Annotated in this window: 11 protein-coding genes; 10 read left to right on the top strand and 1 reads right to left on the bottom strand. The window is 67.8% G+C overall.

The features are described 5' to 3' along the window. Positions 1–147 precede the first annotated feature (147 nt). From AACX88_RS16285 to hrpA, 4 genes are all read left to right on the top strand, one after another. Entirely contained in the window at positions 148–576 is a 429-nt protein-coding gene (locus tag AACX88_RS16285) for a DUF4186 domain-containing protein (RefSeq protein ID WP_339393912.1), read from the top strand. A gap of 154 nt (positions 577–730) precedes the next feature. Continuing rightward, complete coding sequence (locus AACX88_RS16280) at positions 731–2038, top strand: Nramp family divalent metal transporter (RefSeq protein ID WP_339393911.1); 1308 nt, start codon at positions 731–733, stop codon at positions 2036–2038. Positions 2039–2071: 33 nt separating this feature from the next. Further along, a complete protein-coding gene (locus tag AACX88_RS16275; protein ID WP_339393910.1) occupies positions 2072–2662 on the top strand; it encodes a DinB family protein in 591 nt (196 codons plus the stop codon). Between the two features lie 67 nt (positions 2663–2729). Beyond that, entirely contained in the window at positions 2730–7025 is a 4296-nt protein-coding gene (hrpA, locus tag AACX88_RS16270; RefSeq protein ID WP_339393909.1) for an ATP-dependent RNA helicase HrpA, read from the top strand. Between the two features lie 251 nt (positions 7026–7276). Here the strand turns inward: hrpA and AACX88_RS16265 are convergent, their stop codons facing one another. Then, complete coding sequence (locus tag AACX88_RS16265; RefSeq protein WP_339393908.1) at positions 7277–7651, bottom strand: hypothetical protein; 375 nt, start codon at positions 7649–7651, stop codon at positions 7277–7279. A gap of 175 nt (positions 7652–7826) precedes the next feature. Here AACX88_RS16265 and AACX88_RS16260 point away from each other — a divergent pair, with 175 nt between their 5' ends. The 6 genes from AACX88_RS16260 (at position 7827) to AACX88_RS16235 (ending at position 15540) form a co-directional block, all read left to right on the top strand. After that, a complete protein-coding gene (locus AACX88_RS16260; protein WP_339393907.1) occupies positions 7827–9419 on the top strand; it encodes a peptide chain release factor 3 in 1593 nt (530 codons plus the stop codon). Between the two features lie 131 nt (positions 9420–9550). Beyond that, positions 9551–10636, top strand: a complete 1086-nt coding sequence (locus AACX88_RS16255) for an inositol-3-phosphate synthase (protein WP_339393906.1) — start codon at positions 9551–9553, stop codon at positions 10634–10636. A 249-nt stretch (positions 10637–10885) separates the two neighbouring features. Continuing rightward, entirely contained in the window at positions 10886–12469 is a 1584-nt protein-coding gene (locus AACX88_RS16250; RefSeq protein WP_339393905.1) for an AbgT family transporter, read from the top strand. 256 nt (positions 12470–12725) lie between these two features. Further along, a complete protein-coding gene (locus tag AACX88_RS16245; protein ID WP_422614452.1) occupies positions 12726–13523 on the top strand; it encodes a Bax inhibitor-1/YccA family protein in 798 nt (265 codons plus the stop codon). Between the two features lie 34 nt (positions 13524–13557). Next, a complete protein-coding gene (locus tag AACX88_RS16240) occupies positions 13558–13887 on the top strand; it encodes a hypothetical protein (RefSeq protein WP_339393903.1) in 330 nt (109 codons plus the stop codon). A 3-nt stretch (positions 13888–13890) separates the two neighbouring features. Beyond that, positions 13891–15540 carry a molybdopterin-dependent oxidoreductase gene (locus AACX88_RS16235; RefSeq protein WP_339393902.1) on the top strand — a complete coding sequence of 550 codons (1650 nt, stop codon included), beginning with the start codon at positions 13891–13893 and terminating at the stop codon, positions 15538–15540. Positions 15541–15548 lie beyond the last annotated feature (8 nt).

Here is a 15548-nt window from a genome sequence, read left to right as displayed (position 1 = left end):
CCCGTCCGGCTGGGGGGTCATGACGAGAGTCGGTGGACAGATCACGAGAAAGACACCACGCGAGTGGGGCAGTCAGGGCCGGGGTCACACCGGACTCCCGTCCTTAACATTCTCTACGTCAGTGCCTATAGATACGCTCACCTCATCATGGACGATCACCAGCTGGACCAGCGGATCAGGCGCATCACCCGGGCGCCGTTCCGGTCGCGCTTCCATCTCCGGGGACCGGATCTCGACTACGTCGCCGATCGCGGCATGGACACGGTGAGACAACACGCCCAGGACTTCATCGCTTCCCGGCTGGCACCGCAGAATCCGCCGCGCGACGGCAAGCAGACCCCGTGGAACGGGCACCCGGTCTTCCTCGCCCAGCATGCGACGGCGACGTGCTGCCGCACCTGCCTGCAGAACAGCCACGGCATCCCGGCCGGCCGTGAACTCACCGCAACGGAACAGGTCGATGTCGTTGCCGTCATCTGCCGGTGGATCGAAGTGGAAGCCGAATCCGCCCCGCCGAGGCGACCATCGCCTCCACCGGCACGAGAGAGGAGGACACGCCAACCGACACTCTTCTGACGTTTCCTGCTCGGTCCGTGCCCTCCGGTCCGTGCCAGTCTCGCGGGCCCCGCCGCCCGGCGGTGTCCGCGATCCGGGGTGACGTGTGGGCCCGGACACACGCTGTCGTAGCATGACTGGAGACCCGAGCGGGTCGTGACGACAAAGGAGACGCATGACTGAGGGACCGAACCAGCCGCCCACTTCGCCGGGGAACACCGGCCCCGACCGCCTCGGCGACGGTGAGGGCAAGCCGAAGTGGAAGGTCGTCGGCCCCGGACTCGTCGTCGCCGCGACCGGCGTCGGAGCCGCGGACATGGTCGCCACGCTCGTGGCGGGCAGCCGGTTCGGCTACGCACTGCTCTGGGCGGTCATCGTCGGCGTCATCCTCAAGATCGTCCTCGTCGAGGGTGCCGGACGCTACACCCTGGCCACCGGCAAGACCATCTTCGAGGGCTGGCGCAGCCTCGGCCGGTGGACGACGTGGTACTTCGGTCCCTACATCATCATCTGGGGCTTCGTCTACGGCGCGACCGCGATGAGCTCCGCGGCCCTGCCGTTGGCCGCACTCTTCCCGATGGTGCCGCTGACCGTGTGGGCCGTCATCATGGGCCTCGCCGGCTTCACCATGGTCTGGCTCGGCAAGTACACCGTGTTCGAGCGGATCACCGCCGTCCTCGTCGGGATCATGTTCGTCACCGTCGTCGGCCTCGCCGTCATCGCCGCCCCCAACATCCCGGAACTCCTCTCCGGTCTCATCCCGCTCATCCCCGAAGGCGGCATCATCTACACCCTCGCCCTCGCCGGCGGCGTCGGCGGCACGATCACACTCGCCGCCTACGGCTACTGGCTGCGGGAGAAGGGGTGGATCACCCCGAAGTGGATGCGGGTGATGCGCATCGACAACACGATGGCCTACGTCATGACCGGCATCTTCGTCATCGCGATGCTCATCGTCGGCGCCGAGGTGGTCCGGGCCGCCGGAGTCTCGCTCTCCGCCGGTGATGCCGGCCTCATCGACCTCACACAGGTGCTCAAGGACCGCTACGGCGATGTCGTCGGCGTGGGCTTCCTCATCGGATTCTGGGCAGCCTCGTTCTCCTCGATCATCGGCGTGTGGAACGGCGTCTCGCTCATGTTCGCCGATTTCTGGGGCCACATGCGCAAGAAGCCCGCAGGACACCCGGACACGATGACCGGGGGCAAGTACTTCAAGTTCTACCTGCTGTGGCTGACCTTCCCGCCGATGATCCTCTTCCTCCTCGGCAAGCCGATCGGCCTCATCCTCGCCTACGGTGTGCTCGGCGCCCTGTTCATGCCCTTCCTCGCCCTCACCCTCCTCGGTCTGCTCAACGGCAAGCGGATTCCCAAGCAGTGGGCGAACAAGGTCCACACGAACATCGCGCTGGGCATCACCGCCCTGCTCTTCCTCATCCTCGGCGTCCAGCAGCTCATCGAAGCACTCTCGCCGCTGTGGAGCTGAGACACAGCGGAGGATCTGAGGCACACTGAGACCATGGCCGACGACGACGCTCTCAAGGACCATCTGCGCGCCGCGCTCAAGCGGACGCAGCAGAACATCCTGTGGAAGCTCGAGGGGCTGAGCGACCGGGACCTGCGGCTGCCGCGGACTCCGACGGGGTTCAACCTCCTCGGCGCGGTCAAGCACATCGCTCAGACCGAGTACACATACCTCGGAGAGACCTTCTCCCGACCCTGGCCAAACCCTGACGAGCTCATCACCTCAGCGCAGATCACCGCCGACCCCCAAGCCGACTGGTACGCGACGGCCGATGAGTCCACGGAGGACATCCTCGGGTTCTACGCACGAGTGCGCACCTTCGGCGATGAGACGATCCGGGAGCTGCCCCTCGACGCGGTCGGAACGGTCCCGCACTGGCCGATGGTCACAGCGAGCGTGACCCTCGGCCAGATCGTCGTCCATCTCCTCATCGACATCACTCGACATCTCGGGCAGATCGACATCGTCCGTGAGGGCATCGACGGCAAGGCGGGATTGGGCGAGGCGAACCCGAACCTGCCTGAGGACCACGACTGGGCCGCCTACACCGCGAAGCTCACCAACCTCGCAGACGGCACGCGCTGACGGGCGGTGCGGTGCGATCACCGGCCGCGCTGAGGCATGCCCGTCGGGCGATAAGCTGGGAGGTGAGATGGCAGAAGAGAACTCGGCCGGAGCCGAGCAGCAGAGATCCTCCCGGACCGACGGACCTCAGGCCGGTGAGCGCGCGCACAGCGAGAAGGCCAACGCGCGTCGGGGCGAGGGCCGATCCCGTCGTGGCGGGTCGAAGCGACGCAGCGGCCGACGGGGCACCACGGGAGCCGAGCATCGTGAGCGGCGCGCCCGCCTGAAAGCGGCCCGTGCCGCCCATCCGGTCAAGGTCACCTATCCGCCGGAACTGCCCGTCAGTGCGGCCAAGGACGTCATCGCCGAGGCGATCCGGGACAACCAGGTCGTCATCGTCGCCGGTGAGACCGGGTCGGGCAAGACGACGCAGCTGCCGAAGATCTGCCTCGAGCTCGGCCTCGGCGTCGAGGGGATGATCGGGCACACTCAGCCGCGGCGGATCGCCGCCCGCACGGTCGCCGAACGCATCGCCGACGAACTCGGCGAGGACCTCGGCGGCACTGTCGGCTACCAGGTGCGCTTCACCGCGCAGGTCGCCGACGAGACCCGGATCAAGGTCATGACCGACGGGATCCTGCTTTCCGAGCTCTCCCGCGACAAGCTCCTGCGTGACTACGAGGTCATCATCATCGACGAGGCGCACGAACGCAGCCTCAACATCGACTTCCTCCTCGGCTATCTCAGTCAGGTGCGGAGGAAACGGCCCGACCTCAAGATCATCATCACCTCGGCGACGATCGACCCCGAATCCTTCGCCGCCCACTTTGACGACGCCCCGATCATCGAGGTCGAAGGCCGCACGTATCCCGTCGAGGTTCGCTACCGACCGCTGGTCGACGATCCCGGCGACGACGACGTCGACGGCCCCGGTGAGTCCGGGGACTATGAGACCGGGGTCGAGGACCAGATCGACGGCATCATCGCCGCCGTCGACGAACTCAGCGCGGAGGATCCGGGCGACATCCTCGTCTTCCTCTCCGGGGAGCGGGAGATCCGCGACACCGCCGACGCTCTCGACGCGCACCTGCGCAAGAGCCCGCGGATGCGCGACTGGGAGGTCATCCCGCTCTTCGCCAGACTTTCCGCCGGGGAGCAGCAGAAGGTGTTCAAGCCGCACACGCGCCCGCGCATCGTGCTCGCCACCAACGTCGCGGAGACCTCGCTGACGGTCCCGGGCATCAAGTACGTCATCGACGTCGGCACCGCCCGCATCTCCCGGTACTCCAACCGCACCCGCGTCCAGCGGCTGCCCATCGAACGCATCTCCCAGGCGAGTGCGAACCAGCGCAAGGGCCGCTCCGGGCGCACGAGCGAAGGCATCTGCATCCGCCTGTACTCGGAGGCCGACTTCGAGTCCCGACCCGAGTTCACCGACCCGGAGATCCTGCGCACGAACCTCGCCAGCGTCATCCTCCAGATGGCCGACCTCGGCTTCGCCTCCAGCGACGAGGAGATCCTCGGCTTCCCGTTCCTCACCCCACCGGACGCCAAGGCCGTCCGCGACGGGCGGACGCTGCTCGCCGAGCTCGGTGCCCTCGAGAGCGATCCGACCGGCACGATCCGGGTCACCCCGATCGGTCGGAAGCTCTCCGTCCTGCCCATCGATCCGCGGCTGGCGCGCATGGTCATCGCCGGCGCCGAGGCGGGGGTCGGGGGAGAGGTCCTCGTCATCGTCGCCGCCCTGTCCATCCAGGACCCCCGAGAGCGCCCCGCCGAGGTGCGTGCCGCCGCCGATGAGAAGCACGCCCGCTTCGTCCACCGCGGCAGCGACTTCCTCTCCTACCTCAACCTGTGGAACTACCTCGAGGACTCGCAGGCGGCGATGTCGTCGTCGAAGTTCCGCCGCCAGGCCAAGGCCGAGTTCCTCAACTTCGTGCGCATCCGCGAATGGCAGGACCTCGTCGGCCAGCTCCGCTCCCTCCTCGGCTCCGCAGGCATCCGCGTCGAACGCTCGAGCTGGCGGCAGACCGTCGACGAGCTAGGCGACCGCTCTCCCGGCGATGCCTCCCGCCGAGGTGGGGGCCGGGACGGTCAGGACAGGAACGGTCGGCGCGGGGGGACCGCCTCGGCGAGGCAGGAGACGACACCGCAGACGAACGGCCAGGGGAAGATCGGCTTCGCCGAGATCACCGCCGCGAAGAAGCAGACGACGAAGGCCCGCGGCGGCGTCGAGGCCGGTCGCGGCGCGGACGCCGCGGCGATGAAGCTCGACCCGACTGCCGTGGCGATCCACCGTGCCCTGCTCACGGGTCTGCTGTCGATGATCGGTTCGCGGTCGGAGCGTCACAAGGACTACCAGGGTGCGCGCGGCACCCGGTTCGCGATCTTCCCCGGATCGGGCCTGTTCAAGGTCAACCCGGACTTCGTCATGGCCGCCGAACTCGTCGAGACCTCGCGGCTGTGGGCGCGCACGGTCGCCGCGATCGACCCCGAGTGGGTCGTCGATGCCGCAGGCCCGCTGGTCACCCGGCAGCATTCGGAGCCGCACTGGTCGAGGACGGCCGGGGCGGCGATGGTGTACGAGAAGATCTCGCTCTTCGGCGTCACGCTCATCAGCGACCGCCGGGTCGGCTACGGGGCGATCGATGCCGCTGCGGCGCGGGACATGCTCATCCGCAACGGCCTCATCGACGGCGACTGGCGGGAGCGGTTCGGCTTCCTCGAACACAACGCCGAGGTCATCGAGGAAGCCGAGGAGCTCGCCTCCCGTACCCGCAACCGTCGGGTCCTCGACCAGGACGATGCCCTCTTCGACTTCTTCGATGCGCGGATTCCCGCCACGATCACCTCGGCGGCGGACCTCAGGTCGTGGTGGAAGGGGCAGAAGAAGCGCGACCCGCACCTGCTCGACCTCACCACCTCGGTGCTGCTCAGCGACGACAGCGAGTCGCTGACCGCCTCGGTGGCCGAGGACTACCCGATGGAATGGGAGCTGTCCGACGGGTCGAGCGCGAAGCTGCGGTATTCGTTCGACCCCGGCTCGACCGAGGACGGGGTGACCGTGGAGATCCCCGCCGAGGCGGTGGCCCTCGTCGACCCCGACGAGTTCAGCTGGCAGGTCCCGGGCCTGCGTGAGGAGCTCGTCGCCGCTTACATCCGTTCGCTGCCGAAGGGCAAGAGGCGCTACTTCGTGCCGGCCCCCGACGTCGCCCGGGACCTCCTGCCCTCTCTTACCCCATATCAGGGAAGCCTGCCCGAGGTCCTTGCCGCGCATCTGAGCGAGCGGGCCGGCGGGGGAGGCCTGCAGGATCTCGTGCCGATCACCGTGAGTGCGGCGGACTTCGACCGCGACCGCATCCCGCCCCACCTGCGCATCCGCTTCCGGCTTGTCGACGGGACGAGGACCGTCGGCCTCGGTGAGGACCTCAGCGCGTTGACGACGCGGGCGAAACCGCAGGTGAAGAAGGCGAGAGCGAAGGCGTCGGCGTTCGCTGAGAAGCGTGGGCTGACCTCGTGGAGTCTCGGGGAGCTGCCCGATCCCGACACCGCCGAGGCGGGACTCGTACCGGGGCTTGCCGACCGCGGGTCGAGCGTCGACCTCGTTGCCTTCGACACGGCCGGGCAGGCGCGGATCGCGAGCCGGGAGGCCGTCATCACCCTGCTCACCCTGCGCACGGCCGAGGCGCTGAAGTACCTGCGCGATGGGCTGACGACGGAGGAGAAGCTCGTTCTCGCCGGGCATCAGAAGCGTGCGGACGAACTGCTCTCCGCCCTCGTCCGTGCGAGCGTCCGAGGGATCGTCGAAGCGGAGACCGGGCCGGCGGAAGCCGCGTGGTTGGCCGATGAGGGAGAGTTCGCTCGCCTGCAGTCGGCGGTGAACGCGCAGCTGACCGAGGCGGCGACGAAGCTCCTGCCGTCTCTCGTCACGGCCCTGCGACGGGCCACCGAGCTCGAGAAGCTCGTCGGGAAGTCATCGTCGTTGGCGATCCTGTCCAATCTCGCCGATGTCCAGGCATGGTCGGCCTCGCGGATCAGTGCGGAGGCGATCGCGGCGATGACGCCGCAGATGGTGGCGGCGCTGCCGAAGTGGGTGGAGGCCGAGAAGGTGCGCATCGGAGCGATGGTCGATTCCCCGATGCGTGATCGCCAGCTCATGGACCGGGTGACGGGCAGCGCCGAGGCGGTGGCGAAGAAGATCGGCACCCGCTTCCCGGGACTGGGGCAGGCGGCGTGGGATCGCTGGCTCGTGTCGGTGCCGCGCTCGTGGCGTGACGTCCTCGTCCAACTCGAGGAGCTGCGGGTGAGCCTGTACGCGAACGCGTTGGGCACGACGCACCCGGTCTCCGAGAAGCGCATCGCGAAGGCCCTCGCCCAGCTGTAGGTCGCTTCGGGGCGCGAGTGCGGGCGGTTTCGGGCGTGTAGCACCTGGAACGCCGGATCATCCCCGTGCAGACGGAGGACGTCGCGCTGCGGGTGCGGCATGCGAAGCCGGACGTGCGATCAGAGGCGCGGGGCGGGAATTGTCGCTCAGGGCAGGACATAGAGGTGCGTGGAAGGCGTGCAGCTGGAGGTGCCTTCGACATTGCGACCCTGGGTGCCGTGCCGGCGGGGTCTGCGCGGAGCGGGCGCGCACTACGTCGGCGAACCGTTGATGAGCCAATCGATCAGTGCCCAGATCGGAATCGCTCCGGCGGCGAGGAAGGCGCCGGCCGCCCACCAGATGCGCCACCGCCACGTGCGACGCCGTGACCCGACGAAGAGGCAGACGAGGTAGGCGATGACGCAGAATGCGCCGGAGAGGCTGAGCAGGACGAGACCCGCGGCCTCCCACCCCGATGTCCCGAGGTCGAAGATGTACTTGGTGATCTGGGCAATCGACAGGGAGAAGAGGATCGCCATGCCGAGTAGCGGCACTCCGAGGACCCCTGCGATGATGAGCGGCAGGGCTTTGAGCCACCGCTCCTTCGGCTCCGACCGGCCGGCGTAGTCAACATATTCCTCAGTCATCGACACTCAGCATAGACACCCAGTTCGGCAACTCGCTGGAAGCAGACCGAGCATCCGGGCATTCGCAGTGAGCTTCCGCGACGCCGCCACCGCCTCGGCGGCACCGACGCAGGACCCCAGCGACTGTGACTGATCGGACAGGGATCCCGGCGACGATCGGCGGTAGGATACTTTGGTGACTTCTGGCCAACATTCTGATAAGGAGATCCGGACGCAGGCGGCGCGCCGTCGCACGTTCGCCGTCATCTCCCACCCCGACGCGGGCAAATCCACGACCACCGAGGCGCTCGCCCTCCACGCCCGCGCGATCGGTCAGGCCGGCGCCACTCACGGCAAGGCCGGACGCCGCGCCACCGTCTCCGACTGGATGCAGATGGAGCAGGACCGCGGGATCTCGATCTCCTCGGCCGCCCTCCAGTTCGAGTACCGCGACGCCGTGTTCAATCTCGTCGACACCCCCGGCCACGCCGACTTCTCCGAGGACACCTACCGGGTGCTCTCCGCCGTCGACTGCGCGGTCATGCTCATCGACGCCGCCAAGGGCCTCGAGTCGCAGACGATGAAGCTCTTCGAAGTCTGTGCGCACCGGGGCATCCCGATCATCACCGTCGTCAACAAATGGGACCGTCCCGGCCTCGACGCGCTCGCCCTCATGGACGAGGTGCAGGCGCGCACGGGTCTGCTGCCCACCCCGATCACGTGGCCGGTCGGACAGTCCGGCGACTTCCGCGGCGTCCTCGACCGGATCACGGGTGAGTACACGAAGTACACGCGCACCGACGGCGGAGCGACGATCGCCGGCGAGGAGACCTTCGCCGCCGACGCCGCCGCCGAGCTCGAAGGCGACGCCTGGGCGACCGCGGTCGACGAATCCGAACTCCTCGACATGGAGGAGCAGAACCACGACCAGGAGACGTTCCTGGCCGGGAAGTCGACCCCGGTGATGTTCGCCTCGGCGGTGCTCAACTTCGGCATCCACAAACTCCTCGACACCCTCGTCGACCTCGCCCCAGCCGCCGAGGCCCGCGAGGACAAGGACAGCGCACCGCGCGACGTCGCCGCCCCGTTCTCCGGCTTCGTCTTCAAGGTCCAGGCCGGCATGGACTCCAACCACCGCGACCGTCTCGCCTACATCCGCGTGTGCTCCGGAGTCTTCGAACGCGGCAGCGTCCTCACCCATGCCGGCACCGGCAAGCCGTTCGCGACGAAGTACGCCCAGCAGGTCTTCGGCCGTGACCGCGACGTCGTCGACGAGGCCTTCCCCGGAGACGTCGTCGGCCTCGTCAACGCGAGCGCCCTGCGCGTCGGCGACTCCCTCTACCTGGACAGGAAGGTCGAGTTCCCCGGGATCCCGACGTTCTCGCCCGAGCACTTCATGGTCATCCGCGCGAAGGACTCCTCGAAGTACAAGCAGTTCCGCCGCGGCATCGAACAGCTCGACCACGAAGGCGTCATCCAGGTGCTGCGCTCCGACCTGCGCGGCGACCAGGCGCCCGTGCTCGGGGCCGTGGGTCCCATGCAGTTCGAAGTCGCCGAGGATCGGATGACGAACGAATTCAACGCCCCGTGTACGCTCGAGCGGCTGAACTTCTCCCTCGCCCGGCGCACGACACCCGAATCCGTGCCGACGCTCGCCCGTGAGCGCAACGTCGAGGTGCTCAGCCGCTCCGACGGCGAACTCCTCGCCCTGTTCTCCGACCGGTGGCGACTGCAGGGCGTGGAGAAGAACCACCCCGACCTCGTGCTCGAACCGCTCGTCGTCAGCTGATCGAGGGCCGCGGACACCCGTTCCGCGGTTTTGACGAGGTCACTAAGATGGAAAATCGAGTCCGCGCGCACGCGGACATCGCCGGGGCGACCCGGCACCCGGGGAGACCCGAGAGGACTGAAGGAGAATTCGTGGGAACGAAGAAGATTCGAGTCGCCATTGCCGGCCTCGGCAACTGCGCGTCGTCCCTGATCCAGGGTGTGGAGTACTACCGGGATGCGGCCTCAGGAACGAAGGTTCCCGGACTCATGCACGTGGAATTCGGGGACTATCACGTCGGTGATATCGAATTCGTCGCCGCCTTCGACGTCGACGGCAAGAAGGTCGGCACCGACATCGCCGAGGCGATCACCGCCAGTGAGAACAACACCATCACCATCGCCGAGGTGCCCCCGACCGGTGTGAGCGTCCAGCGCGGCCCCACCCTCGACGGCCTCGGCCAGTACTACCGCGACACGATCGTCGAATCCGACACCGACCCCGTCGACGTCGCCCAGGCCCTGCGCGACGCCGAGGCGGACGTCCTCGTCTGCTACCTGCCCGTCGGTTCGCAGGAGGCCACCGAGTACTACGCGCAGGCCGCGATCGACGCGAAGGTCGCCTTCGTCAACGCCCTGCCCGTGTTCATCGCCGGGACGAAGGAATGGGACGAGAAGTTCCGTGCCGCCGGCGTGCCCATCGTCGGCGACGACATCAAGTCGCAGATCGGTGCGACCATCACCCACCGGGTGATGGCGAAGCTCTTCGAGGACCGCGGCGTCGTCCTCGACCGCACCTACCAGCTCAACGTCGGCGGCAACATGGACTTCAAGAACATGTTGGAGCGCCAGCGCCTCGAGTCGAAGAAGATCTCGAAGACCCAGGCGGTGACCTCGAACACCCAGGCCGAGCTCGCCGCCCGCGACGTCCACATCGGCCCGAGCGACTACGTCGAATGGCTCGACGACCGCAAGTGGGCCTTCGTCCGCCTCGAGGGTCGCAACTTCGGCGACGCCCCCGTCTCGCTCGAGTACAAGCTCGAGGTGTGGGATTCGCCGAACTCGGCCGGTGTCATCATCGACGCCGTCCGCGCCGCGAAGATCGGCCTCGACCGCGGCATCGGCGGTGCGCTCATCTCCGCCTCCTCGTACTTCATGAAGTCGCCTCCCGAGCAGCAGAGCGACGACTCCGCCCACGAGGCGGTCGAAGCGTTCATCCGCGGCGACTTCGAACGCTGAGGCCGACCGCACAGCGACTCCTCATCAGCACGGCTGAACGATGCCGGCCACACTTCGGGTGTGGCCGGCATCGTCGTCTCCGGGCACCGGGTCCGACCACGATGCAAGATCTCTTCGACGCAACTTCGGCTGTCAGTATGCTGGTATCTTTCTCAGTGACTGCGCTCACATGACCCGCCAGGTCAGGGGCATAGTCGCCGAGCACAATGCATCAGCACTCAGCACCGCCGCACCGACCGAGGAGCACCCATGTCGACCACGACCGCCGAGACCGGCACGACGTCGAATTCCCCCGACCGACTCAGCTGGCTGATGAGAGTCCTCGTCGTCATCGAGAAGGCCGGCAACAAGCTGCCCCACCCGTTCTGGCTCTTCCTCTCCCTCGCCGTCATCGTCATGGTCCTCTCCGCGATCTTCTCCGCGACGGGACTGAACGCCGTCAACCCCGCCACGGGGGAGACGGTGACGGTGACGAACCTCTTCACCACCGAATCGCTGCGCGCGATCGTCGGGGGAGCGGTGACGAACTTCGTCACCTTCCCGCCGTTGGGCCTGGTCATCATCGTCCTCCTCGGCGTCGCCGTCGCCGAGCAGTCGGGACTCATCCCGGCGATGCTGCGGGGGACGATCGCCGGGGCCTCGCCGAGGTGGATCACCTTCATCGTCGCCCTGGCCGGCACCGCCTCGTCGATCGCCTCCGACGCCTCGTACATGATCATGATCCCCCTCGGCGGACTCGCCTTCCGCGCCGTGGGACGCAACCCGATGCTCGGCTGCATCGTCGCCTACGCGGCGACCTCGGGCGGGTACTCCGCAGCTCCCATGGTCAACGCGATGGACACCGTCCTCGGTGGCCTGTCCACCTCGGCGGCGCAGATCATCGACCCCGACTACGTCGTCAGCCCGGTCGCGAACTTCTACTTCAACTTCGTCTCGATGTTCGTCGTCGCCGGCGCCATCACCCTGGTCACCGAGCTCCTGCTGTCCAAGCGCGCGGACCAGATGACCCTCGACCCCCTCGATGAGGACGACCCCGAGGCCTTCGACGTGAAGATGGCCCTCGACGCCAAGGAGAAGCGGGGAGTCCTCTTCGCCGTGCTCACCATCGTCGTGTGCGCGGGCATCCTCTTCGCCCTCGCCTTCCCCGCTGATTCGTTCCTCCGGGACGAGGCCGGCGGCTTCGGCCCCGAGTCCGGTCTCATGGCCGGGATCGCCGCGATCATCGGCTTCGGCTTCTTCATCGTCGGCATCGTCTACGGCTACGCCACCGGATCGATCACGAAGATCACCGAGATCCCCGAGATGATGGGCAAGGGCCTGCTGCCCTTCGTCCCCGTCATCGTCCTCTTCTTCGCCGCCAGCCAGTTCCTCGCGCTGTTCAAGATGTCCAGCCTCGGCGAGATCCTCGCGATCAGGGGTGCGGAGTTCTTCGGCAACCTCGACACCTCGACGTTCGTCATCCTCCTCGGCGGGTGGCTGCTCGTGGCCCTCGGGGCGCTCTTCCTCACCTCGGGTTCGGGGCTGTGGACGCTCATGGCCCCGGTCCTCGTGCCGATGTTCATGCTTCTGTCGATCTCCCCGGAGACGACGCAGGCCCTCTACCGGATCGGCGATTCGACGACGAACATCATCTCCCCGATGTCGCCGTACTTCGTCGTCGTCCTGGGCTTCATCCAGCGCTACAAGAAGGACGCCGGCATCGGCACCCTGCTCTCCTTCACCATCCCGCTCTCGTTCGCGATGTTCGTCTTCTGGGGGCTGCTCTTCTTCCTCTGGTGGTTCACCGGCATCCCGTGGGGTCCCGGTGCCGCCATGACCTACCAGATGAACTGATCGACCGCGGATCCACGGATCCGATCCCTCGCCGAGGCGGTCGAACCGTGACCTGCCCCCGCCCGACCGCCTCGGCGGGGAATTCCAGGCGAACCTCCCGCGTTACGATCGTGCAACGCTGTCGGCGCCGGACCTGCGATCTCAGTGTCCATCCAGGCGATCCGGATAGACTTGTGCGTGATGTTCGAATCGCGCGGACCAGGGTCTGCGCGAACTCTCTACTCAGATCGAAAGGATCTCGACCGTGAGTAACCCCATGATGGACCGCACCATCCGCGAAGGTGTCCAGGCGGGACGCAACCAGGCGCCCGTCATGTCCGATCAGCAGCTCAACGACCTGTTCAACCAGCCGGCCGCTGAGAACCGCAACACCGGTCGTCCCGTCGACGACCGCGCGATGACCTACGACGACGTCATGATGAAGACGGGCGTGCTCTTCGCGATCCTCCTCGCCGGCGCCGTCCTCGGCTGGTTCGTGCCCGTGCTCGCCTTCCCGGCGATGCTCATCGGTCTCGTCCTCGGCCTCGTCAACGCGTTCAAGCGCGAACCGAACAAGGCGCTCATCATCGGCTACGCCGCGTTCCAGGGAGTCTTCCTCGGCGGCATCTCCGGAATCTTCGAGGCCCGCTACTCCGGGATCGTCCTCCAGGCCGTGCTCGCGACCCTCTGCGTCTTCGGCGTCATGCTCGCCCTCTTCAAGTTCAAGGGCGTGCGCTACGGCTCGAAGATGATGAAGTTCATGATGATCGCCGTCGGCGGCTACGCCGTCTTCTCGCTCATCAACTTCGGCGTCGCGATGTTCACCGGCACCGGCGGCGCGCGTTCGGTCGAGATCACCCTCTTCGGCATGACCATGCCGCTGGGCGTCATCATCGGCATCGTCGCCACCGTGCTCGCCGCGATGACCCTCATCGCCGACTTCCAGATGATCGAAGAGGGCGTCAAGCAGCGCATCCCCGAGAAGTACTCGTGGCTGTGCGCGTTCTCGCTCATGACCACCCTCGTCTGGCTCTACCTCGAAATCCTGCGCCTCATCTCCTACTTCAGGAACTGACGCTGGGGCGCGGCACCGCGCCTATGATGGAGTCATGAACGACACGACGGCGGACCTCGAGACCGAGGTCCGCCGTCTGCGTGTGCGCATCATCGGCCTCACCCCCACCCAGCTCGCTCGGCCGGGGGAGGGGGCGACGGTGCCCCGCAGGCAGGCCATCGCCGAGGCGCTCGCTGAGATCTCCTCGATCGGCTCCGACGGTCGGGCCGTGCCCGACGTCGGCGACCAGTCCCTGGCCGATCAGGTCGTCGTCCTCATCGAGACCGGCATGAGGCGTGCGCACGCGCTCGAGCCTGAAGGCGGGGAGCGGATCCTCAGCCGGCTGCTCGAAGCGGCCGTCGACCTTCGCCGGCGTTTGGCCTGAGCCATGCGTGATCGCCGCCCGCTCCTCACCTCGACCGCCGGTGCGGTGGCCGCGCTCGTCTACTTCGGGGCATCGGAGTTCCTCGCCGGGGTCCTCGCACTCACCTCGGCGCCGCTGCTGGTCCTCGGGCAGACGGTCATCCCGCTCGTGCCCACCCCGCTGATCAAAGCGGCCATCGCCGTGTTCGGCACGAACGACAAACTCGCCCTCGTCATCACGATCGCCGTGGTCGGGGTGGTGATCGGCGGGCTCATCGGGTGGATCGGCATGCGACGGCGCAGCCTCTCCCTCGTCCTCCTCGCCGGATTCGGCGCGCTGCCGATCGTCCTCCAGTTCACCACCGGGGGATCGCCGGCAGGAATGGTTCCCGCCGTCGTCGGAATCGTGCTCGGCTGCGCGACCTACCTCGGGCTCCTCCGCCTCGCCGAGGTGGACGAAGCACCGGCGCCGACGGCAGCACCCGCCCCGACGGCCCGTGATGCGCAGGCGTCGCGGATCCTCACGGCAGGGGTCACGACCGACGGCCTGGCTGGCACGAGCGAGGCTCCGGACGGCAGAGCCGAGGAGACGAACGGACCCGACCGGCGGCTCTTCTTCGGCATCGCCGCCGGACTCGGAGCGATCGGAGTCGCGGCGATCGCTGCCGGGCAGTCGGCCGCGGTGCTCGCCCGGAACGCGGCGGGAGCGGTCGCACAGTTCGTCCTGCCCCGGCCGGCCACCTCGGCGCCGCCGATCCCGGACGGCGCGGATCTCGAGATCGACTCACTCGCCCCGATCATCACCGCGAACTCCGAGTTCTACCGGATCGACACCGCCCTCGTGCCCCCGGCTCTCGACGCCGGGTCGTGGTCGCTGCGGATCCACGGGATGGTCGACCGGGAGGTGACGGTGACGATGGAGGAGCTGCTCGCGCTGCCGCTCGAGGAGCACTATGTGACGCTGACGTGCGTGTCGAACGAGGTGGGCGGTGACCTCATCGGCAACGCCAAGTGGTTGGGCTATCCCATCAGGGAGCTGCTGGCACGGGCGGGCCCGACGGCCCGGGCGGACATGGTGCTCTCGGGTTCCGACGACGGGTTCACCGCCTCGACTCCGCTCGAGGTCCTCACCGATGATCGGGCCGCCCTCCTCGCGGTCGGGATGAATGGGAAGCCGCTGCCGAGGGACCACGGGTTCCCTGCCCGTCTCGTCGTGCCCGGGCTCTACGGATTCGTCTCGGCGACGAAATGGGTGACGAGCCTCGAGGTCACCCGGTTCGCGGACAAGCAGGCGTATTGGACGACGCGGGGGTGGTCGACGCACGGACCTGTCCTCGTCGCCTCCCGCGTCGATGTGCCGCGCTCCGGTGTGCGGGTGCGCGCCGACGGCGGGAGAGTCGTCGCCGCGGGCATGGCCTGGGCGCAGCACACCGGGATCGAGCAGGTGCAGGTGCGCCTCGACGAAGGCGACTGGCAGACGGCGCAGCTGAGCGAGGAGCTCAACGTCGATACGTGGCGGCAGTGGCGCATCGACCTCACCGGGGTGAGCCCCGGTTCGCACACGGTGACCGTGCGGGCGATCGACAAGGACGGCAACGTCCAGATCTCCGACCGCCGCCCCGCGATCCCCGGCAGCGCCACGGGCCTCCACGCGCGCGACTTCACGGTCGAATGAGCCGGCAC

This window comes from Brevibacterium metallidurans (genome assembly GCF_037101285.1).
Classification (GTDB): Bacteria; Actinomycetota; Actinomycetes; order Actinomycetales; family Brevibacteriaceae; genus Brevibacterium; species Brevibacterium metallidurans.
The sequence above is the reverse complement of the archived record's forward strand: the minus strand, read 5'-3'. Positions and strand labels throughout refer to the sequence as shown.